Here is a 23,547-nt window from a genome sequence, read left to right as displayed (position 1 = left end):
AATTATGATATGATATTTTATAATAGGGAAGAATTGCATGGATCAAGGAAAGGACGGCAGGCGAACCAGATGATCAAGCTAGCTGATTATATCATCAGTGAAAAAATTCATGAAAACAACCGGATCAGCGTGTACCGGGGCCAGACTGTTCCTGACCGGAAGCCTGTGGTCATCAAGGCTTTGAAGGCGGAAGCGGCCAATCCGGCCGCCGTCTCCAGGCTGATGTATGAATATGAAATTGCCCGGGATCTGGATATTCCGGGCATCGTCAGGCCGGTGCGCCTGGAACGGGCGGGGGCATCCCTGGCCTTGATTATGGAGGATACGGGGGCCGGGTCTCTCCGGGCATACCTGTCCGGGCACCGCCCGGACCTGGCCGCTTTTCTTTCCCTGGCCCGGCAGCTCACCCACACCCTGGGGGAGCTCCATGCCAAAGGGGTGATCCACCGGGATTTAAAGCCCGATAATATCCTGATTCAGGCCGATACCGGGGAGGTAAAAATCATTGACTTCAGCACGGCGGCTTTTTTTGCCGGGGAAAATGAAAACACCCCATATTCCGGCACCCCGGTGGGCACGCCGGAATACATGTCCCCGGAACAGACGGGACGCATGAACCGGGCGGTGGACTACCGCAGTGATTTTTACGCCCTGGGGGTGGTTTTCTATGAAATCCTCACCGGGCGGCTTCCTTTTCAGGCCGGTGATCCGGTCCAATGGGCCTATGTGCACATGACCCAAAAGCCGGTGCCCCCGGAGGAAATAAACCCCGGGATTCCTTTCGCCCTGTCCCGCATTATGCTCAAATTGCTCGCCAAGACGCCGGAAGAACGGTACCAGAGTACCGCCGGCCTTTTGTGGGACCTTACGGCATGGAACCAGCCCTCTTTCCTGCCGGGCGGCCGGGATTTTTCCCCTCATTTTCACCTGCCCCGCAAACTGTATGGCCGGGAAAAAGAAGCGGAAACCCTGGCATGGTTTTTTACCCGGGTATGCGGGGGACAGGCCGGCACCGTGATGGTGCACGGCTACGGGGGCACGGGAAAGACGATGCTGGTGGGCGAAACCATGAAATCCCTGGTGCGGGAAAATGGATACTTTATCTCGGGCAAGTTTGACCAGCTCCGGCAAAAGGTGCCTTACGCCCCCTTTGTGCAGGCATTGCAGGATTTCATCCGCCAGCTCATGACGGAAAGCGGGGAAGACCTGGCCGCCTGGAGAAAGAGGTTCTTCCGGGCCCTGGGCCGGAACGGCGGCGTGATCACCCAGGTGATCCCGGAAGTGGCCCTGCTTTTGGGCAAGCAGGTCCCGGCCGAGCCTCTCCATCCCGCGGAAGCGCAAAACCGCTTCCGCATGGTTTTCCAGAAATTTTTCCGGGTCTGTGCCCGAAAAGAGCATCCCCTGATCCTGTTCCTGGACGACCTGCACTGGGCCGACCCCGAGTCCCTGCAATTGATCCGGCACCTGGCCGAAGACCCGGGGAACCGTTACCTGCTCCTCATGGGCGCTTACCGGGACAATGAGGTCCCGGAGAGCCACCCCCTGGCCCGCACCCTCAAAGAAATGGAAGAAGGGGGCATTCCCGTCCAATATCTTCAGCTTCATCCCCTGAGCCGGAGCCAGGCCGGCCAATATATCGCCGATACCCTGCAATCTGCCGGAGAAAAGGCCTTTTCCCTGGCGGAAGTGCTGCACCGGAAATCCGGGGGCAATCCTTTTTTTCTGGGCCAGCTCCTAAAGTCTCTCTATGACGAAAAGGGACTGCGTTTTAATCTGCAGGAGGGCTGCTGGGAGTGGGAAGCGGCGTCCCTGGAAGAAATGGATATTCCTCAGGATGTGGTCGATTTCATGCTGGCCAAGCTCCGCAAGCTGCCGGGGGAAAGCCGGGCTATTTTGAAAGCGGCGGCCTGCCTGGGCCACGCCTTTGACCTGCAAACCCTCTCCCTGGCCTGTGAACAGAGTGCCTGGGAAACAGTAACCTGCCTCCGGCCCGCGATTCAGGCAGGACTGGTCCGGCCCGTCATCCCCGCCTTTGAATTCTTTCATGACCGGATCCACGAGGCTGCTTACGCCTTGATTCCGGAGGAGGAGAAAAAGCAGCTCCATATCAAAGCGGGCCGCCTGCTTTTAAAACATACCGGCCCGGACCAACTGGAGGAAAAGATTTTCGCCATCATGGACCAGGTGAACCACGGCCTGGATTTGATCGACGACCCCCGGGAGAGGCTGGAGCTGGCCCGTTACAACCTGAAAGCGGGACAGAAGGCCAAAGCTTCCGCCGCCTATGCCGCCGCTCTCAGCTATTTCCAGGCCGGCCTGGATCTTCTCCCGGACCGGGCCTGGCAGGAGCATTACCGGCTCGCCTATCACCTGCACCTGGAGTGTGCCCAGTGTGCCTATCTGTGCGCCTATGGGGAGGAAGCCGAGAAGATGTTCGACCTGATCCTGGACCGGGCGGAAAGCCGCTTGGACCGGGCCGATGTTTACGGCTTAAAAATGGTCCTGTACGCGGGGGTGGGAAAAGTCACCGAAGCCGTCCAGCTAGGCGTCAGCACCCTGGAAAGCTTTGGCGTCAAACTGCCTCTTGCCCCCGGAAAGCTGGATTACCTGAAAGAGGTTTTGCGCTACAAATGGCTGATGCGCCGTAAAAGCATCGAAAAATTGGCCCGGCTGCCGGAAATGAAGGATCCGGTGCAAAGGAAGGTGGCGGAACTCATCATCCTCCTGGCCTGTGTGGCATACACCAGCAATCCCGATTTGCACGGGCTGGTAATCATAAAATCCGGCAATCATTCCGTTACATACGGCAATACGGTGGGCTCCGCCATTGGATATCTGGGCTATGGCATCACCGCGGGCTGCGTCCTGGGGGACTATCAGGCCGGCCATGAATTTATGCAGGTGTCCCTGAGACTGGCGGAAAAAGACGGCCAAAGCTTTACCAAATGCCTGGTCTACTTTGTGGTGGGGGGATTGATTTCCCACTGGACCCAGCATGCAAAGCGGGGTATTGAGTATTTGTCCCAATCCCTCCGGTACAGCCGGGAAGCGGGAGAAGTGCTGATTATGGGATATGCCCGCTCCGTGATTCTGGAAATCAAGTATCTGATCGGCATGCCCCTTCCGGAGATCGAGGAGGAAGCGGCAAAATGCCACCGCTTTGCCAGGCAAATGAAACAGGAAGCCCTTATGAACAATGTCCTCATCTATCAATGGATGCTGTCCCTGCTACAGGGACGGCAGGAAACATCTCCTCCCATCCCTGTAGAGGATTTTCAGAAAGAGCCGACCCTTCTGGCCACCTACGATGTTGCCCAAATGCAGATGTGCTACCATTTCGGCAATTTTGCCCAAGGGCTGGTGTGGGCGGAAGAGGCGGGGAAAAGGATCAATTCCCTGATGGGATTTCTGCTTTCCGCCGAATACAATTTCTATTATTCCCTGATCCTGGCCCAGCTCTACCCGGGAGCCGCACCGGAAAAGAGAAGAAGATACCGGAAGATGATCCAAAAAAACCAAAAGCAGATGAAGAAGTGGGCGGATTCCTGCCCGGAAAATTTCCGGCATAAGTATCTGCTCGTGGCTGCTGAAATGGCCCGCCTTACCGGCCAGGGGCAGGAGGCCATGGATCTCTATGACCAGGCCGCTCAATCCGCCCAGGAGAACGGCTATATCCAGAATGAAGCCCTGGCCAATGAGCTGGCCGCCAGGTTTTACCTGGGGGCAGGCCGGAACAAAGTAGCCCGCACCTATCTAAAGGATGCTTGCCGGGGCTATTACCGGTGGGGGGCGGGGGCAAAAGGGCGCGCCCTCCGGGAGCAGTACCCCCACCTGCTGGATAATCCGCCCCGAGGGGAACAAAATTTAGTCATTCCCTCGTCTTCCGTGAGCGACAGCGATTCCTTCGGAGGATGGGATCTGCTGACCGTCCGGAAAGCCTTGCAAAACTTCTCCGAAGAAAGGGATCCGGACAAATTGCTGAAGAACTTTTTAGCAATTGCCCTGGAAAGCACCGGGGCGGCCCAGGGGCACCTGATCCTGGAAAAAGAAGGAGAGCTCTTTGTGGAAGGGCCGGAACCCGTTCCTTTGGAAAAATGCTCCCATCTTCCCCGGGCTGTGGTCCGCTACGTGGCCCGGACCCTGGAAACGGTGGTGGTGAACGGGGGAGAACCGGCCGACATCTTTGCCCGGGACCCCTACCTGATCAAGGTGCATCCCAAGTCCCTGGCCTGTTTTCCCATGCTGTTCCGGGGTATCCCGGCCGGGGTCCTTTACCTGGAAAACAGCCTGATGACAGGGGTGTTTACCCCGGACCGGCTGGAGACGGTGAAGTACTTATCCACCCAGATGGCCTGCCTTCAGGCCGTGGAAATGATTTTTACGGGAGATCACACCGGGATTCAAAGCACGGGCCAGCCACCCCTGGTTGAGTTCCTCACCGACAGGGAAGGGGAGGTGGCGGACCTGATTGCCGCCGGGCTGTCCAATAAAGAAATCTCTGAAAGGCTGCACTTAACGGTAAATACCGTAAAAACCCATGTGAAAAACATCTACGGAAAACTGGCTGTAACTAACAGAGTCCAGGTGGCCGCCAGGGTGAAAGAGCTGAAAGGAAACCGGGAGGGAGAGGCTTTCCCGGCCTGTGCCGGGGAAGAAACGGGAAATTACCGGTAAAGCAAATGATAGGGGAGGGGAATCCGGAAATGAAAGAGGCAAGCACCGAGGCTGGTCACTCGCTCAATTCTCTGTTGAACCTTTATTCCTTATTGCAAACTAAGATTGAATTTTATCAAAAGAAGGCTGATGATGATCCGGTTAAATTTTTGCCCATGGTGATTCTTTTGTTGGGTACGGATATCCTGTGCGTGAACAAGCTGTTCGAAGCGGAAATGGTATTTTTTGTGATACCCTTGTTTTCCATGATGGCCCATTACCGCTTTTCCTTCTACTCCCGGTTTGTCGCCATTCTGCGGGGATATTCCGCTTATCTGGAAGGTGAAATCAACAAGCTCTCCGGGGAGAACTATTTTATGTGGAACGCAAAGTACATTTCCGAATTTATTTCTCCCCATAAATTTAGAACCAACCGGGTGTCCGACCCTGTTTTAAACCTGTTTCTGCTGCTGCCCAATATCTATTCCTTTTATAGAATGTTTTGCGCTTTCACCGGGGAAAATTTCCTGTTCCTCGGCGTCATCCTTGTTTACCTCTTGTTTTATATCGTCTTCACAAGTCTTATGACCTATGAGACGATCCAAAACGGCGCAATGCGCCGGAAAGCGGCGGAATACCCCGCCCAGTTTGCCAAAGCATATTCCTTGGACGGCGTTGAAAAATAATGAGATGGTAACTAATAAGTCTGCGTGTTGCACATCTATGAGAATTAAAAAGTTGCAGGTTTCCGAAAGGGCGAAATAAAGCTCATTAAACTACTAATTGAAACGGTAGTTTTTGTTTTTTGCTCGCACATTACATTTGATCAAAGACATCATTACAATAAGGGGTGTTATTTTATGTAGTGGAGAAGAATACTGTGCAAGTTACTATGGAAAACCGTAGCCAGGCGGTAAATATGCCATATAGCAGGAATTGTGGATTAATTTTTTATAAGACTGTACTTTAGTACATTACATTTTATACAAAACTTTTAGTAATATTAAGATAATAAATTTGATGAAAAGAAGTGCTAAAGTGGGAATTAGATTTATCAAGGTGGTTTCAGTCTATTTACAATGTAAAACAATTATTAAAATATTGTAAATTTTTAATTAATTATCTTCGCTAAGGCAGGAAAGAGCGTGTTGGTTCCAGAAAGAATAACTAGCCATTTTTTTACCGTAGAAATGTAGTTGCACAATAAGCAAGTAAAGCCAAATCATTCATAGGAGTTATGCCTTACTTACAAAATTTTATTTTTCACCCTTTCGGGTGATGCTCTTTTGTTAAATAAAGGAGTATACTTGGGATTAAAAAAGAGGTTTTGAAACAAGCTTTTTTCTGAAGCAGGAATTTTAATTTAAAAATAGAAATAAATAACAGATCTTAGGAATTAACTATAAAAAAACAGTTTTTTGGGAGAAAGTTCTATCTAAAAACACCTGAATGTGATAAAATTCGTCAGTGATCATTCCATTTTATAAATAGGCAAAAGTTATAATAAACGAACATAATTGGTAAACTGCTTGAAAAGGCAGGACACAAAGCTATGGGTCTAAAACTCTTTTAGAGTAATGATTGCCAGGTTGCACCTTTTCTAGGTGCTTTTATTTTGCATCAAGTCAGTAGTCTAGAGTGTTTAAATATGCCTTTAGCAGGAATTTTATATTTAATGAAGAATATTTATGAAATCTTACCAAATACTTTGAGACGGTTAATTAACGCAAAATGATCGTAAAAGAGTGTATTGTTAGATAGGTACCATGAAAACACTTATGTCAAAATGATAAAAATATCTTATAAAGATGCAAGTATAAAAATGTTTACAGGATGTTAAAGAAGATTTAGAATTATTTATGGTTTTACTTTATGGATCCCTTATTTATCTAAAAGATATATAGATAATCCATATTCAATGGCAAAAGGTTTTTGATACCCATTGTGATGAAAAGGTGTTTGCATGAGATCATACCTACATATTAAAACAATATTAGACTATGTTTTTGCGGCGGTATTGTTAATGCTGTTGTTGCCGATTATGGCATGTTCTGCCGCTGCTATTATGATTGGGTCAAAAGGTCCTGTTTTATTTAGACAGCAGCGTCCCGGCAAGGATGGCAAAATTTTTACAATTTATAAGTTTCGCACAATGCAGCTTGAAACAGAACAAGGCGGCAGACGGCTTTCTGATATGGAGAGAATGACTTCGGTAGGCAGGCTGTTACGTAAAGTTAGTATTGATGAACTACCCCAGCTTTTTAATATTCTAAGTGGGAAGATGAGCTTTATTGGTCCCCGCCCGTTACTGGTTCAATATCTTGATTGTTATACGCCTGAACAAAGGAGGCGACATGAGGTTAAACCAGGTATCACCGGTTGGGCTCAGGTTAATGGTCGAAATACAATTTCCTGGGAGGATAAGTTTAAGCTTGATGTTTGGTATGTGGATAATGTTTCTTTTAAGCTCGATGTTAAAATATTTTTTATGACAATTGCTAATGTCTTAAGCAGGAAAGGAATAAATCAGTCCGAAGCGGATACCATGGAAGAATTTGTAGGTAATGTTAATAAACTCAGCGTTTGATCGGGGAGTGGTAATTTGAAAACGCTGCTCATTTTGGGGGCCGGGGGCCATGGTAAAGTTGTAGCAGACTGTGCATTAGAGACAGGCTTGTATCATAAGGTTGCTTTTCTAGATGATGATGCTGCAAAGGTAGGGGAAATAGTAATTGATTACCCAGTGATTGGTAAACTTTGCAACTTTGAGAAACTTAAAGGTGAGTATGACGAAGCTTTTGTTGCAATAGGTAACAACCGTCTCCGGGTGGAACTTGTAGATAAGCTGAATAGGTTTGGTTACAATGTTCCGTGTCTAATACACCCATTCTCTTTTGTAAGCAAGTTTTCTGTAATTGAATGTGGAACAGTTGTTTTGGCCGGGGCTGTTATCAATGCTGGGACGAGAGTGGGAAGAGGGAGCATAATTAATACGTGTTCTAGCGTAGATCATGATTGTCTTTTATCTAAAGGAGTTCATATTTCTCCGGGGGCAAGAGTGGGAGGTACTGTTACTGTGGGTGATTATTCGTGGATTTGTTTGGGTTCGAGTATAGCGAACAATGTTCATATTGGAGAAAATTCGATCATAGCAGCAGGTGCTGCTGTAATAAAAGATATAGATAACAATGTACTTGCAGCGGGTGTTCCCGCTGTAACGAAAAAGAGGTTAAGACAATAATGATGCAAAGGATCTATTTATCGCCTCCTCATATGAGCGGCGAAGAAATGAAGTACATCCAAGAGGCCTTCGATACAAACTGGATAGCACCGTTAGGACCCCATGTGGATGCTTTTGAAAAAGAGGTTGCCTGTTATACGGGTGCAAAAGGAGCGGTGGCACTATCAGCCGGTACGGCAGCAGTCCATCTAGCACTTAAATACCTGGGAGTCCAACAGGGGGATTATGTATTCTGTTCCTCACTTACATTCTCTGGTACCTGCAATCCAATAGTATATGAAAAGGCTATTCCTGTGTTTATTGATGCTGAACCTGAAAGTTGGAATATGTCGCCCGCCGCACTTGAGGCAGCGTTTGTCAGTTTTAAAAAGCGTGGTAAATTGCCTAAGGCTGTCATCATAGTAAATCTCTATGGACAAAGTGCAGATTATGGGAAGTTGTTACCCATATGTGAACATTATGGGGTACCTGTGATTGAAGATGCTGCTGAATCACTTGGCGCGACATATAAGGGAAAGCAGACGGGTACATTTGGGAAAATGGGGATATTTTCCTTCAATGGGAATAAGATCATAACCACCTCTGGCGGTGGTATGGTGGTATCCGACGATTTGGATGCGCTAAAGAAAATCAAATTTTGGGCTACACAGGCTCGTGAGCCAGCAAGACACTACGAACATAAAGAAATCGGCTACAATTATCGTATGAGCAATATAGCGGCTGCCATAGGCCGTGGGCAGATTAGAGCCCTGGATGACAGAATCCAACGTAAGAAGGAGATATTTGATACATACAGAAAGGCATTTTCAAACATATCTGAAATAAAAATAATGCCCGTAGCTGAATATGGCACTCCGAATTACTGGCTTACAGTAGTTATATTGGATCAGCAGAGTAAAGTAAAACCCGATAATATCATAACCAAGTTTGAGGAAAATAACATAGAGTCCCGACCGGTGTGGAAACCCATGCATCTTCAGCCTGTGTTTCAGGAGTGCGAGTACTATCCTCATACTGAAGATGTGTCGGCTGACTTATTCCATAAGGGCGTATGTCTGCCGTCAGGGACAGCGATGTCTGGTGAAGACCAAGCAGTAATAATAGAAAAGTTCAAAAGCTGTTTTTGAATATAAATGATAAAATTTTTTGACCCATATATGTTAAGAGCTAGCTAGACTATTTTGATAGAGTTGTGGCAGTATAGAGCTTAGGGGAGGTTAGCTTGAAAAAAAACATCTGGTTATGGAATCATTATGCAACTGATATGTATATAAACCGTGGGGGGCGGCATTACTGGTTTGCAGAGAACCTCATAAAGCAAGGTTATAGAGCTACTGTCTTCGGTGCGAATACATATCATAATAAAAATAAATATATTGATACAGGAAAGAAAAAATATGCAACGGATTCGATTAATAATATACCGTTTGTTTTTGTGAAGACAACTGTAGCTTTAGGTAATGGAATCGATAGAATAAAGAATATGGGTTTGTTCTACTTCAATTTGTTTTCAGTAGCAAAAGCATACTCAAAATTGGAGGGTAAACCCGATGTCATTCTTGCTTCAAGTGTTCACCCTCTAACTATGGTTGCTGGCATACAGATAGCCAAGAAGCTAAAAATTCCTTGCATCTGTGAAGTGCGAGATTTATGGCCTGAAGCTATATTTTCGTTTAACAAAGTAAAAAAGGACAGTGTGCTTGGTAGGATACTAACTACTGGAGAGCATTGGATTTATAAAAATGCTGACTCTTTGATTTTTACCAAAGAAGGTGACGTCGATTATATCAAAGAGAAGAAATGGGATACAGTCCAGGGCGGTAATATTGACTTAAAAAAATGTTATTACATTAACAACGGTGTGGATTTGGATGCTTTTCTAAAATCTACACAAGACAGTATTATTAATGATGCTGATTTGACTGATGATAAATTTAATGTGGTATATGCAGGAGCAATTCGGCCAGTAAATAATGTAGGAAATATTCTAGACGCCGCAGTACTTTTAAAGGAGCATACAGACATACAGTTCTTAATTTATGGTGACGGTAATCAGCAGACGGTGTTACAACAGAGGGCTATTGATGAAGGACTCAGCAACGTGAAGATGAAGGGCTATATCAATAAACAATTTATCCCATACATCCTGAGCAAATCATCAGTTAACATTCTAAATTACTCCCAGTCCCAGTACAACTGGGCAAGAGGGAATAGCTCCAATAAACTGTTTGAATATATGGCATCCGGCAAACCAATTATATCAACCGTTAAGATGGGTTACTGCATTCTGGAAAAATACAAATGTGGGCTTTCTTTGGGGAAAGGTACACCGGAAGAACTAGCGGAAACAATACTCTTTATTAAAAATATGCCTAAAGAGCAGTATGAAGAAATGGGACGAAATGCTAGGAGGGGCGCAAAGGATTTTGACTTTAATGTCCTAACCGGAAAATTGATAAATGTGCTGGAAAGTGTTTAAGAAAACAACCAAAATGGAGTATTGCGATGATAAAATCACTTTTCACAGAATACGGATTACCTTGGGTGATTAATCGCTCACTGTATTCAGCAAAGCTGAAGATGATGACGGCAATACCGGCTACCGAGCAACTGTTTGAGAAAAAAGTACATGTAAAAAGGATAAATATATTCAATCTAAATGTTGCAGGTATAAAAGTTTTCTTGTGTAGCCTATCACGTGAAAAACAGATTGAAATAGTTTCAGTGGCTGATAAAGCAATAGAGGGTGTTATCTCGGGTTTTTCATCAATCGAATTAGACTACGGCAATCCCATCAACTGGCATTACAACCCTCTCACGAAAGTTGAAAGTAACCGTTCTGCTAAGTGGTTTCGCATACCGGACTTTGATGCAGAACTTGGAGATATTAAGGTTGTTTGGGAGGCTTCGCGCTTTACACATTTTTTCTATTTTTCTAGAGCTTATCTAATAACTGGTGATAAAAAGTATTATTACGCTTTTGCAGAGCAGCTTGAACAATGGTTAAAAGATAATCCATATTCGTATGGTGTCAATTATAAATGTGGGCAAGAATGTACCCTTCGGATGATAAATACGCTGATGGCCTATACAGTTTTCAAGCATTACGGTATTATCACGGTTAAAGATGAGGAAAACACAAGTAAGCTGGTAGAGGTATGTTATAAAAAGGTTCTGGCCAACTTCTTCTATGCCCATAAATGCATACAGAACAACCATACTCTTTCTGAAATATGCGGACTTATTATTGGTGCATGGTGTTGTTGTGATAAAAAACGGCTAAATAAAGCATATGGATTGTTAGATAAAGAGGTGCAAAAACAATTCCTTCCTGATGGGGGATATATTCAGTATTCGTTCAATTATCAGAGATTTGCCCTTCAAATAATGGAATGTATCTTTAAATTGAGCGAAAGAACTAACATGTATATAGCGGAAGGTACGAAAGACCGTATTAAAAAAAGTGCCGTTTTTATGTATCAGATGCAAGACGAAAGCGGTGAAATGCCAAATTATGGCCCAAATGATGGCGCACTGATATTTCCAGTCACGGCCTGTGGATATAGAGATTTCCGTCCGGTATTAAATACGGTTTATTCGTTAATCGAAGGTAGGCGGTTGTATGAGCAAGGGGATTATGATGAAGAACTGCTTTGGTTTGGAAATGGTGATATCGATAGCGAACATCTTGCAAGTATAAAAAAAGAACCTTCATCCTTCTATGAATCTGGATTCTACACACTACATCACGATGACGGTTTTCTAATGACCGTTTTGCAGGACTATAGAACCCGGCCGGCACAAATGGATGAGCTGCATATTGACTTATGGCATAAAGGAAAGAATATTTTCTGCGATAGCGGCACCTATTCATATGCGAGTGAGATTGGTAAAGAGATGGCTTTAACAGCAGCTCATAATACGGTGCAGGTTGACGATAAAGATCAGATGAAAAAGCGCGGTGCTTTCATGATTTATGATTGGACAGAGTGCAGAGATGTGAAGTACACAAAGGATAGCTTTTCAGGGACTATGGTTTCCAAGAATAGCTATACACATAGGAGAGCAATAAGTAAAGTTGGGTATGGGTATGCGATAGAAGATGAAATAAATGGTAATGGCGAGTATTGCGAGTTCTATTTCCACACTCCGTGTGAAGTGAGATTAGTTCGAGGAGGATTTGAGTTATTTGAAAATAACGTATTGATATGTACTGTAGAGGCTGATAATGGAGATATTGTAAGCAAAAAGTCCTACAGAAGTTTGTACTACCTAAAAAATATAGAGATCAACTGTGTTTCTGTTAGATGTAGCATGGATAATAAGAAATGCAGGATAAGGTTCGATATAAAACTTATTTGATAGAGCATACAACATGATAAAAAGATTGAAGGAGGGTATTTATATGATTAACATTATCGGACTGGGCTATATAGGACTACCTACAGCCTTAATGTTTGCAAAAAGTGGGGTTAAGGTAATAGGAACAGACTACGATAGGAATATAGTAGATTTATTAACTGAAGGTAAACTCACTTTTGAAGAAAAGGGCTTAGAGGAGCTTTTCAAAAAAGCTTCTTCAAATGGCATTGAATTTACAACAGAATATCAGAAAACAGATACTTATATCATCGCTGTTCCAACACCTTATGTTAATACAAGTAAAAAGCTTGATCCAAAGTATGTTATTTCAGCAGTGAATACCGTTTTAGAAGTCTGTGAAAAAGATGCCATATTAATTATTGAATCAACCATATCACCGGGTTCAATTGATAAATATATACGACCTGAGATAGAAAAAAGAGGACTTACTATTGGTCAAAATGTGCATTTAGTTCACGCTCCTGAAAGAATCATCCCAGGAAATATGATTTATGAACTTGAGCATAATTCAAGAACGATTGGTGCAGATGATCCTGAGATTGGGAAAAAAGTTAAGGAACTATATGCTAGATTTTGCAAAGGAGAGATTGTAGTAACAGATATCAGATCAGCTGAAATGTCAAAGGTCGTAGAGAACACATATAGAGATGTCAATATTGCTTTTGCTAATGAACTCGCAAAAATATGTCGTGTGGACAGCATGGATGTTTATGAGATTATACGAATAGCTAACAAACATCCTCGTGTAAATATTCTTCAACCTGGGCCAGGGGTAGGCGGTCATTGTATTTCAGTCGATCCGTGGTTCTTGGTAGGAGACTATCCAGACCTTACAAACCTTATTCTAACAGCTAGGAAGATTAATGATTCTATGCCAACACACGTACTAGGGAGAATCAGATATATCATGAGGAAACATGGTATTAAAGATATTTCAAAAGTTGGGTTATACGGACTAACTTACAAAGAAAATGTTGATGATACAAGAGAGAGTCCGACCCTTCAGTTATTAGAGAAGATGGACGAGCATTTAGCTTTTGGAGTTAAAGTTTTTGACCCATTTGTTAAGAATAGAATTGTAGATCATCAGTTTATGAATTTTGAGGATTTTATCAATGAAATAGAGCTTCTTGTCATTATGGTTGGGCATGATCATATCAAAAAGAATATGGAACTCATTACGGACAAACTTGTACTTGATACTAAAAATATATGTGATTTTGTTGAGGCATATAAATTATAAAATAAAATAGATTCATATAGATGAAAACAAAGTAAAGGTGATCTTTAGGACAAACAGCAGCTATTAGTTAGTAAAAAGAGATTATTTATAAAATATTTTATGATTAATCGAAAAAAATCGTATGAACAAATAAGTAAAGTAAGCAATCCTTATAGAGCAAACATAAGTGATACCTGAGGAACTGATAGAAGAGACAAAATTTACATTATAGTACAGTACGCCATTCACTTTTTCGTTATTTGTAATATTGTTTGTAAGCAAATTTTATTGAAAATTTGGTATTACAAAAATAAAGAACAGAACCCCTCTATGGTACGGCAAGCCAATATTCGTTGCCCTGAAGAGGTGGTATGGAGGTTATAATGAAATATATTTATTTAGGAGCATTTCCTCCTCCATATGGTGGTGTGACAATAAAAAACAAACTCTTATTTAATAAGTTGTTTGACTATATAGAGGTTGAACAGTCAAAGTTCTATGATAAAAATAACAATTTATTGTTGAGAATAATTTCACTTTTTACTACTATAATAAAAAAAAAGCATGGATTAATAATTGGAATTAGCAAAAATTCATTAAAAAAATTAACATTTGTATTATTTTTTATGAACAAAAAGATTATGAATAATTCTATTGTACTCGTTATGGGTGGCACGTTCCCTCAAATGGTTATTAAGGATAAGCGGTTACAAAGATTGTTACAAGAATATAAAAGAATTTATGTTGAAACAGATGGAATGCAGAAAGCCCTCAGTTCTGTTGGTGTCAATAATGTTTCGGTATTCCCTAATTGTAGGGAAAGAGCAGATATAAATGCGGAAATGCAAAAAGACAATCAGCAATTAAGATGTTTGTTCTTTTCACTTATTTCAGAAGATAAAGGTGCAGACAATATTTTTGCTGCTGCTGCAATTTTAAATCAAAAAGATATAGATTATTCGATTGATTTTTATGGACATATTGCTCCTAAGTATATACAAAAATTTGAATCTTCTATAACAAGAAATGTTAATCTTCATTACTGTGGAGTTTTTAAATCAACTAAAAAGAACGAATTATATAATAAGTTACAACAATATGATTTGCTATTATTTCCTACTAAGTGGAAGAATGAAGGGGTACCCGGTGTTTTAGTAGAGTCAAAAATTGCAGGGATTCCTGCAATTGTAAGTGATATAAATTTTAATTCTGAAATAATTAAAGATGAGAAAACTGGCCTAGTGCTCAAAAAAAATACTCCTGAGGAACTTGCATATGCTATTGAACGTGTATATTTTAACAGAGATTGGCTAATCGAATTGAAGCACAATGCCAAGGATTCAAGTGAAGAGTATTTAATTGAAAATTATATTGAGGATATTATTCGTCTGCTTAAAGAATAAGTCTACATTGTTTTGGGCAATAAGGGAAAATAATCAATAATATAGGAGCATTATGTGATTCATGAATATAATAACCACAAAAAAATTAAAAAATTTTATAGTTAGAATGTACCTTTTGATTGTATTATTTTTATATACCTATTCTACAGGTGTTAACACCGGTACTATATATTCTAATCGTGCACTTATAATTCTATATTCTGGGATAGGAATGTATTTATTATATAGCTTTATAATCAAAAAAAACAAATTTCTAAGAAAAGTAACTCAATTTGATATATGTATTATTATTATTTCCTACTACGTATTATTTTCATCAGTAATGTATTCCGATGCTTTTTCAACAAGTATGAATATATTTGTTATGATTATTTTAATTTATTTACTAATAAAAACCCTTCAGTTCAGAACATATTATTTAGGTACAGATGAATTAATAAATATATATGAATTTTTATTTAATACTTTTATTATTTTTATATTAATAAGTACTATAGTAGCATTTCTTGATAATTTAAATATTTTTACTCTATTTCCATTACCAGATATAACATATTATAAAAGAGTGCAATCTTGGTTTAGTAACTCAACAATGTATGGGTTAAATATTTCTATAGGTATTATATTTATTTACTATAATTATTGCAAATCTAAAAATATAATACATTTATTACTTATATTTTGGTTTATTTATTGGCTATTAATGACAGGAGGAAGGACGCCCTTAATCATTACTATAATCGGTTTTATTATTTGTCTGTTATTTAGAGTTAAAAAAAAATCATTGTATTATTTGACATCATCAATTATTGGGCTCGTAGGAAGTTATTATTTATTTTTTGATTATTTAACAAGACATTTCATAATATTCAGACGATTTGCTAATGGTGGTATTGGAAGCAGAGATATCAAGATGCATGATGTATTCACCATTTGGGGACAACAGAATATTATTAAACAAATTTTAGGTTCAGGTACTAATTCCCTTAGAGATATTTTTATGTACAGTGCACATAGTGGATTTTTAAGATTATGGTTTGATTATGGAGCTTTATTTGTTTTAATATATTGTATTTTTATTTTTTTAGTAATAAAAAAATATATTATTGTAATAAGAAATGCAGATAATAAAATTAAAAATCTTTTAATAATAGGATTGGCAGTAACATGTATGTTTTTATTTGCCGAAACAATGGTTATAATCACTATTTCCGCGAGATATGATTTTTCTTTACTATTAATTATGACAGCATTACCTTATATGTATATTACTTCAAGAAATGTATCTATCGTTACAAAGAAATAATAGGGGGATCATAAATGAGAAAGGATTTAAATATATTCTTTTATACAAATGATAATAATCCACAATCAAAAAGGCAAATATATCCTTTAGTTGTTACCATTCAAAATGCTGGATTTCATACTTTTTTTAATATTGATTTGACAGTAGCAGCAAAAAATGTTGTGACAAAAGACACAACTTATGTTTCACTGGAAGAATATTCTATAGTTAATTCTAAAAGTAAAACAATTATTTTTACTTTTACCATAATGGATGTAATTAAGGCTAATAAAATTATTAAAAACAATGTCAATTACCGAATTATATTTAGACCTAGAGGAATTATTCCTGAGGAATCATTTTATAGAAATGGGTCATATATAAGAAAAAAAATACTGGATATTATTGAGAAAAAAGCTATGAAAATAGCGGATTTTTACTGTTTTATAACAGAGTACCAAAAGATTCACTTTATATCCAAGTATTTTTTTATTCCAAATATTTTTACGCGAGCTCTAGTTGTTCATAATTATTTATCAACAGATTTACTTAATAATACTTGGCCTGTAACAGATAATAAAGTAGAAAGAGACAAAGTTAGATTTGTATATTCAGGTGGATTCTCAAAATGGCAAAATATAGAAGAGATATTTAAACTTATAAAATCTATATATGATAACTATCAAAATATTGAATTTAATATTTATACTTTTGAAGGTAATAATGAAAAGGCTACTAAATTAATAACTAAATACAATTTATTAAATATTACAAAAATATCCAACTTACAAAGTCATGAAATTAATTACCATTTAAGCTTCAACGACGTAGGCATAATAATTAGAGATAATTCATTGATAAATATAACATCCTCTCCCTTAAAAATTATAGATTATTTAAATGCAAAAATTGGATTGATTTTAACTGATAACATTGGAGATTTCTCGAATATTTTAAAAAATAAACCATATGTTTTTTTAATAAAATTGGATATAGATGGTAATATCTTATACAATGTTAATGATCTAATAAAATTTTTATGCAATATCAAAAATACCAAAATAAAAGAAATAATCGATTCAGATACAAGAGAATTGTTTAGCATGGAAAAACAAGTTTTGAAGTTGAAAGAGTATTTACAAAAAATTGATATATAAAGCTTAACCTTGTTTTTGATTATGAAAGGATCTAGATAAATGAAAAAATATTTACAAAAGACGAATTTTATCATTAAGAAAATAACAAAAAAGTTATATAGCAAAATGTATCATACAATTAGAGCCGAAATAATAAAAAAGAATCCATTATTTATGGATAAATTAATGTTAGAAAATTGGGACTCTAATATGCAATTTTTTTTTGATAATACTAATAGAAATTATTATATTAAAAAATTAAACGAATTATCTCAAACAAAAGAAATTATTATGCAAGCAGATAAAATATGCAATCATACTTTTAATCTTTTAGGTTCAGGAGATACAAATTTAGGGGAAGATATTAAATGGAATCAAGATTTTAAATCTGGTTTCACTTGGGAAAATAAGTATTACAAGAAAATAAAAATCATAGATTTAACTAATAATGCGGATCCAAAAATTCCATGGGAATTATCCAGATTTCAGCATATACCTATTTTGGGTCAAGCATACTGGATTACAAAAGATGAAAATTATGCCAAAGAATTTAAAAAAGAAATATATGATTGGATTAATAAAAATCCCATGCTAATGTCAATAAATTGGATATATGCCATGGATGTTGCGATTAGGGCATGTAATTGGATTGTTGGTATTTATTACTTTAAAAATATTAAAAATAAAGATTCTTTTTGGGTTGAACTGGAGAAATGGCTATATATGCATGGTGATTTTATTTTTAAAAATCTCGAAAGAGGCCAAATTAATAACAACCATTATTTATCAGATTTAGTGGGATTAGTGTGGATAGGTCTTTATTTTAAAAACTTAAATTATAAGAAAAATAGGACAGATGATTGGTTAAAATGTGCAATTTCTCAACTAGAAATAGAAATGGAGAAACAAGTTTATGGAGATGGATATAATTATGAAGCTTCTACAGCTTATCATTGTTTAGTAACTGAGTTATTACTCTATACATCAATATTATGTAACTATAATGGGATATTTTTTTCTGACAAATATATAAAAAAATTGGAAAAGATGTGTGAAGTAATAATGAATATTACCAAACCAAACGGTTTGATACCTTTAATAGGAGATATGGATAGTGGTAGGTTTATAATGTTTACAGGTTACGGCCGGAGTGAAATGAGAGATTTTAGATATCTATTGGGTGTAGCTGGAGAGTACTTTGATAGAGACGATTTCAGGTGTTATTCTGGTAATAATTTGGCTTCGTTGTGGATGTTTCAAAATATTAAGAAACCTAAAGATAAAAGCTACAGATTAAATTCTATATCTTATCCATTTGGCGGTATTTATACTTTAAGAAAAGATAATATATATATTATTATTCGTTGTGGTTTGTTAGGGATTGGAAATCATGCACATAATGACCAATTAAGCATTGAACTAAATATAGCCGGAGAAGATTTTATCGTTGATTCAGGAACATATTCATATACAGGGGATTATAAAATGAGGAATTTATTTAAAAGTACCATTTCACATAATACTTTAAAAGTGGATAATCTAGAGCAGAATGACTTTAATGAAAAAAAGCTATTTTCAATAAAGAATCAGACAAATGCAAAAACTTTAATATTTGATAGAAATTACTTTTTAGGCGAACATTATGGCTATAAAAGAAAAGTAGGGGTAATTCACAAAAGAGAAATAGATATAAGAAAGTCAAATGAAATCAGCATACTAGATTATATTATTAATGGTAAAGATCACTCTTCTTATATATATTTTCATTTTGCTCCAGGTATTAATATTACCAAAGGAAAAGGATCAGTTGTGTTAAAAAGCAATAAAAAAGAGATTAAAATGTACTTTGATAGTTTTGATGATTTAGAAATTATAAGCACTAAATTCTCCAGTGCTTATGGTTGTATTGAAAACAATAACTCATTAGTATTAACTGCAAAAAATAAATCAATACTACAAACTAAAATTTATATTACTCCCTGAAAAGGGAGCTGTACCTATTATTAAATGTTTCATTGAACTTTAATATTAGTTCAGAAGTCGAAATTAGACATCAAAATCAAAGTATTTTTTTAGCATAAAAAATAGTTGGTTTTCAAAATCATTTGGATTCAGCTGTATTATTTGGGGGATGATATTAATTGAAAATTTTGCTCTTAGGTGAATTTAGTGGGTTTTTCAAAAATTTGAAAGAAGGAATTTTGGAACTGGGATATGAAATAAATTTGGTAAATCCTGGAGATGAATATCGAAATACTGTAAAAACTGATTTATATATACCAAGTTCAAGGAATTATTTAATTAGAAATATAGAGAAGTTGATATTTCCTTTCTGGAAGCTAAAGCAATACTATAATTATGATATTGTTCAGTTGACTGGTCATAATGTTTTCGGAGGACTAAAATATAATTATAATTATTTATTAATAGATAAAATAAAAAGAAATTCTAATAAAATGTTTATGTCATCATGTGGAAGTGATTATTTTTTCTATAAAAAATTGAAATGCTTAAAATATAGTGCATTAGAAGAACATATTGAAATTGATTTAAACGGTTATAATCCATATAATCAAAAGAAATTTATGGAAAACAATATAAATGTGGTGAATTTAGTTGATGGTATTATACCAACAGCCTATAGTTATGCAGAAGCTTACAGAGAACACAATAGATTATTAAACACTATTCAATTTCCTATAAACGTTAATAAAATAGCATTTACTAGGCAAAAAATAGAAAATAATAAGATTAAAATATTTCATGGAATAACTAGAGAAGGATTCAAAGGAACTAAATACATAAAAGAAGCTATGTTAAAAATAAAAGAAAAATATCCAAATGATGTAGAAATATTAATTGATGGGAAAATGCCTTTAAACAAGTATCTTAAGGTACTTGAGGAGACTAATGTTGTTATTGATCAAGCTTTATCATACAGTTATGGCATGAATGCTTTATATTCTATGGCTATGGGCAAAGTTGTATTGAGCGGAAATGAGCCAGAGTGTCAGCAAGAGTTTGGCAGAACAGATATACCTATTATAAACATACTTCCTTCTGTTGATGATATATTTAAAAAATTGGAAAAATTAGTTTTAGATAAAAAATGTGTAATAGAAATAGGACAGAAGTCTCGATTGTTTGTCGAAGATTTCCATCACCATATTAAAGTAGCACAAAAATATATTGATACATGGAATTTGTTGAGGTGAAAAAATAATGACAAATACCGCTATATTATCTCTATCAACTCACGGTAACCCAACTACTGGCTACCTATCCTTTTTCGAATTGCATAAGGAGATACCATTTCATATAAAGCGTATCTACTACACGTATAATGTACCCGTGAATACAAAACGGGGTATGCATGCACATAAAAAATTAAAGCAGATACTTTGGTGTCCATACGGGATCATCGAAGTGTTCTTGAATGATGGTACTAAAACTGAAACCTATTTACTTGATGTACCTGAAAAAGCTTTATTAATCGGTAATGGTATATGGCATGATATGCATTGGAAAAAAGAAGGTTCAGTCTTATGTGTGGCTGCTTCCGACTATTATTACGAGGAAGACTATATTAGAGATTATAATGAATTTTTAAGAAATGTACAGGATGGTTATTGGAAAAATGAAAATAAACTTTAATCAATTGGACCGGGGATATTTCAAGTATCAGAATGAATACGATCTGGCTGTACTTCAGACACTGAAAAGTGGGTGGTATATACTAGGAAAAAATGTTGAACGATTCGAGTCTGAGTTTGCAGATTTCATTGGAACCAAGTTTTGTGTAGGATTAAATTCTGGCTTGGACGCCTTGATTCTTGCCTTTAGAGCATTGGGCGTTGGCATTGGCGATGAAGTCATAGTTCCAGCCAATACCTATATTGCATCAGTGCTTGGAATCACAGAAAATGGGGCAACCCCTGTTTTTGTGGAGCCGGACCATTATTTTAATTTAGATGACAATAGGATTGAAGAAAAAATAACAAAAAATACAAAAGCTATATTGGTGGTTCATCTCTATGGACAAGCAGCTAATATGAAAAGAATCAAAGAAATAGCTAATAGGAATAAACTTTATTTAATAGAAGACTGTGCCCAAAGTCATGGGGCTAAATTTGAAAATCGCACAACAGGTGCTTGGGGAGATATTGGTTGCTTTAGCTTTTATCCGACTAAAAATATAGGTGCTTTTGGCGATAGCGGCGCTATTGTAACAGATAATCCATTAATTTATGAAAAGATAAAGATGTTAAGGAATTATGGCAGTAAAATAAAGTATCATAATGAAATATTAGGTGTTAATTCAAGATTAGATGAGATTCAAGCTGCGATATTGTCTGTTAAGTTATCACATTATAATCAACTTCAAAAAGAAAGAGAGAAGATATCAAGAAGGTACTTAGATGAAATTAAGAATGAATTCATTAAATTGCCAAAAATTAGAGAGAATGCTGGCCATGTTTGGCATCTATTTGTCATTAGAACAGATGATAGAAAAAAACTACAGAAGTATTTAACTGACCATGAAATAGGAACACAAATTCACTATCCAATTCCACCACACCTTTCTAAGGCATATGATTTTTTAGGACATAAACAAGGGAATCTTACAATAACAGAAAACTATGCTGATACAGTTATAAGTTTACCTTTATATGAAGGAATGACGGAAGCAGAAGTTTCTTATGTAATTAACATTATAAACGAATACGAGGGTTAGTTGTTTTGAGTAGAGCAAAATTATTTCTCGAAAACTTTTTTGCATATGGCTTTATCCAGGTATTAAATAAAATAGTTCCACTACTGCTGTTACCTGTAATTACAAGCCTACTCCCCAATACATCTGACTTTGGTGTTTTTGACATGTTTAATCTTATTGTCGGCTTTGGCACACCTTTGGCAATATTAGGGATGAGTGATGCTATGTTTAGAGAGTATTTTGACACTGATGATCAACAACTAAGATACAATGTAACTACGACTGCTCAAATAATAGTTCTTATATCGTCAATTATAATATGTATTACATTAATTTTATTTAATGATGCCTTTGCTAAAATGTTTTTTGGGACCGATATTTATAGCAATATAGTGATATATTCATCAATAGCTTTGTTTTTATCTTCAAATAGTAATATCATTCAGGCTCCGACAAGAATGCAAAATAAAAGACGAATATTTGTGTTTTCAGGCTTGTTAAGTTCCGGTGGTGGTTATTTAATTTCAATTTTATTGATCTGGTTAGGTTTTTCATATTTCGGTTTGATTTACTCTAGTATTTTAACAACTGGTATGATAATTTTGTTTTTTTGGATACTAAACAATAGATTTTTCCTCTTGGGTAGGTTTGATAAAAAAATAGCGAAAGAACTTTTTAAAATTGGATTACCTCTCTTACCTACTTTTTTAATTTATTGGATATATAATTCTATGGATAGAATAATGATTACGAATATGCTGGGTACAACAGAATTGGGGATCTATGCTATCGGAGCGAGATTATCTAGTATCAGTCAATTCATTCATATGGCTTTTTCGGGGGGGTGGCAGTATTTTGCTTTTTCTACAATGAAGGATGAAGATTATAAAGATTTGATGGGAAAAGTTTGGGAAAATCTTTTTATTGTTTCTACTTGCTTTTTCGTTTGTGGATTTATATGTAAAGATTTATTATTTAATCTTTTATTTCAAGGAGATTATGTTAAAGGTGTTATAGTATTCCCATACTTGCTTTTAGCACCGCTTCTGTTAATGCTTTATCAAATATTAGGGACACAATTTCAAATAATTAAGCAAACATTTTATTCACCTTTAATGTTGTCTGCTGGAGCTTTAATTAATGTAATCCTTAATATGTACTTAATACCTCGAATGGGCATAGAAGGGGCAGCTATAGCAACAATAATTGGATATTTTATTTCTAATTTATTATCTATTTTATTGGTAGTTAAAATAAAAAAACTAGTTACTTTTAGCAAAAAGATTCATTTTATGATTGGAATTTTTTTATTATTATTTGTGTTAATTAACTGTTATGATTTAAACATTTATACAATTTTATTATGCTTAGCATATTTAGTAACATGTTTTTTCTTATATTATAAGGAAGCATTTAAACTATTAAAAGGAAAGAAAAGCATAACAATTAGAGGATAAGTTATTAAACCTATATTAACATGATTTGAATAAGTTAACCCCAAATGAGCACT

At 37.2% G+C, this 23,547-nt stretch carries 16 protein-coding genes and 1 riboswitch; all 16 genes read left to right on the top strand.

Translation table 11 applies throughout. The annotated features are described in order from the left end of the window. The first annotated feature begins 69 nt into the window (after window positions 1-69). The 16 genes from DCMF_RS06675 (at window position 70) to DCMF_RS06600 (ending at window position 23,494) form a co-directional block, all read left to right on the top strand. Entirely contained in the window at window positions 70-4,674 is a 4,605-nt protein-coding gene (locus DCMF_RS06675) for an AAA family ATPase (protein WP_214659157.1), read from the top strand. Between the two features lie 29 nt (window positions 4,675-4,703). Next, window positions 4,704-5,339 carry a hypothetical protein gene (locus DCMF_RS06670; RefSeq protein ID WP_148133703.1) on the top strand — a complete coding sequence of 212 codons (636 nt, stop codon included), beginning with the start codon at window positions 4,704-4,706 and terminating at the stop codon, window positions 5,337-5,339. 823 nt (window positions 5,340-6,162) lie between these two features. Beyond that, window positions 6,163-6,250: riboswitch (cyclic di-GMP riboswitch) on the top strand. A 366-nt stretch (window positions 6,251-6,616) separates the two neighbouring features. Then, window positions 6,617-7,240: a sugar transferase gene (locus tag DCMF_RS06665; protein WP_148133702.1), complete on the top strand. Its 624-nt coding sequence runs from the start codon at window positions 6,617-6,619 to the stop codon at window positions 7,238-7,240. 15 nt (window positions 7,241-7,255) lie between these two features. Next, window positions 7,256-7,894 carry an acetyltransferase gene (locus DCMF_RS06660; RefSeq protein ID WP_148133701.1) on the top strand — a complete coding sequence of 213 codons (639 nt, stop codon included), beginning with the start codon at window positions 7,256-7,258 and terminating at the stop codon, window positions 7,892-7,894. Further along, the gene (locus DCMF_RS06655; protein ID WP_148133700.1) at window positions 7,894-9,021 is read left to right on the top strand and encodes a DegT/DnrJ/EryC1/StrS family aminotransferase; all 1,128 of its coding nucleotides are present in this window, start codon (window positions 7,894-7,896) and stop codon (window positions 9,019-9,021) included. Before DCMF_RS06660 ends, DCMF_RS06655 begins: the two co-directional genes overlap by 1 nt. A gap of 95 nt (window positions 9,022-9,116) precedes the next feature. Further along, window positions 9,117-10,373, top strand: a complete 1,257-nt coding sequence (locus DCMF_RS06650; protein ID WP_148133699.1) for a glycosyltransferase family 4 protein — start codon at window positions 9,117-9,119, stop codon at window positions 10,371-10,373. Window positions 10,374-10,399: 26 nt separating this feature from the next. Beyond that, window positions 10,400-12,256, top strand: a complete 1,857-nt coding sequence (locus tag DCMF_RS06645; RefSeq protein WP_148133698.1) for a heparinase II/III domain-containing protein — start codon at window positions 10,400-10,402, stop codon at window positions 12,254-12,256. Window positions 12,257-12,299: 43 nt separating this feature from the next. Continuing rightward, window positions 12,300-13,520, top strand: coding sequence for a nucleotide sugar dehydrogenase (locus DCMF_RS06640; RefSeq protein ID WP_148133697.1), 1,221 nt, complete (start codon window positions 12,300-12,302; stop codon window positions 13,518-13,520). A gap of 362 nt (window positions 13,521-13,882) precedes the next feature. Further along, a complete protein-coding gene (locus DCMF_RS06635; RefSeq protein WP_214659156.1) occupies window positions 13,883-14,902 on the top strand; it encodes a glycosyltransferase in 1,020 nt (339 codons plus the stop codon). 61 nt (window positions 14,903-14,963) lie between these two features. Beyond that, the gene (locus DCMF_RS06630) at window positions 14,964-16,208 is read left to right on the top strand and encodes a hypothetical protein (protein WP_148133695.1); all 1,245 of its coding nucleotides are present in this window, start codon (window positions 14,964-14,966) and stop codon (window positions 16,206-16,208) included. Window positions 16,209-16,222: 14 nt separating this feature from the next. After that, entirely contained in the window at window positions 16,223-17,344 is a 1,122-nt protein-coding gene (locus tag DCMF_RS06625; RefSeq protein WP_148133694.1) for a glycosyltransferase family protein, read from the top strand. 39 nt (window positions 17,345-17,383) lie between these two features. After that, window positions 17,384-19,306 (top strand): alginate lyase family protein, encoded by a 1,923-nt coding sequence (locus tag DCMF_RS06620; protein WP_148133693.1) that lies wholly within the window; start codon window positions 17,384-17,386, stop codon window positions 19,304-19,306. Between the two features lie 158 nt (window positions 19,307-19,464). Further along, window positions 19,465-20,538: a glycosyltransferase family protein gene (locus DCMF_RS06615; protein ID WP_148133692.1), complete on the top strand. Its 1,074-nt coding sequence runs from the start codon at window positions 19,465-19,467 to the stop codon at window positions 20,536-20,538. Window positions 20,539-20,545: 7 nt separating this feature from the next. Further along, on the top strand, window positions 20,546-20,977 hold the full coding sequence (locus DCMF_RS06610) for a sugar 3,4-ketoisomerase (RefSeq protein ID WP_148133691.1): 432 nt from the start codon (window positions 20,546-20,548) through the stop codon (window positions 20,975-20,977). After that, the gene (locus DCMF_RS06605; protein ID WP_148137769.1) at window positions 20,961-22,058 is read left to right on the top strand and encodes a DegT/DnrJ/EryC1/StrS family aminotransferase; all 1,098 of its coding nucleotides are present in this window, start codon (window positions 20,961-20,963) and stop codon (window positions 22,056-22,058) included. Before DCMF_RS06610 ends, DCMF_RS06605 begins: the two co-directional genes overlap by 17 nt. Before the next feature lie 5 nt (window positions 22,059-22,063). Then, entirely contained in the window at window positions 22,064-23,494 is a 1,431-nt protein-coding gene (locus DCMF_RS06600) for a lipopolysaccharide biosynthesis protein (RefSeq protein ID WP_148133690.1), read from the top strand. The last annotated feature ends 53 nt before the right edge of the window (window positions 23,495-23,547 follow it).

This window comes from Candidatus Formimonas warabiya, from assembly GCF_002777255.1.
In the GTDB taxonomy this organism is placed as follows: Bacteria; Bacillota; Dehalobacteriia; order Dehalobacteriales; family Dehalobacteriaceae; genus Formimonas; species Formimonas warabiya.
Note: the sequence above shows the minus strand (reverse complement) of the source record. Positions and strands in the feature narration are given on the sequence as shown.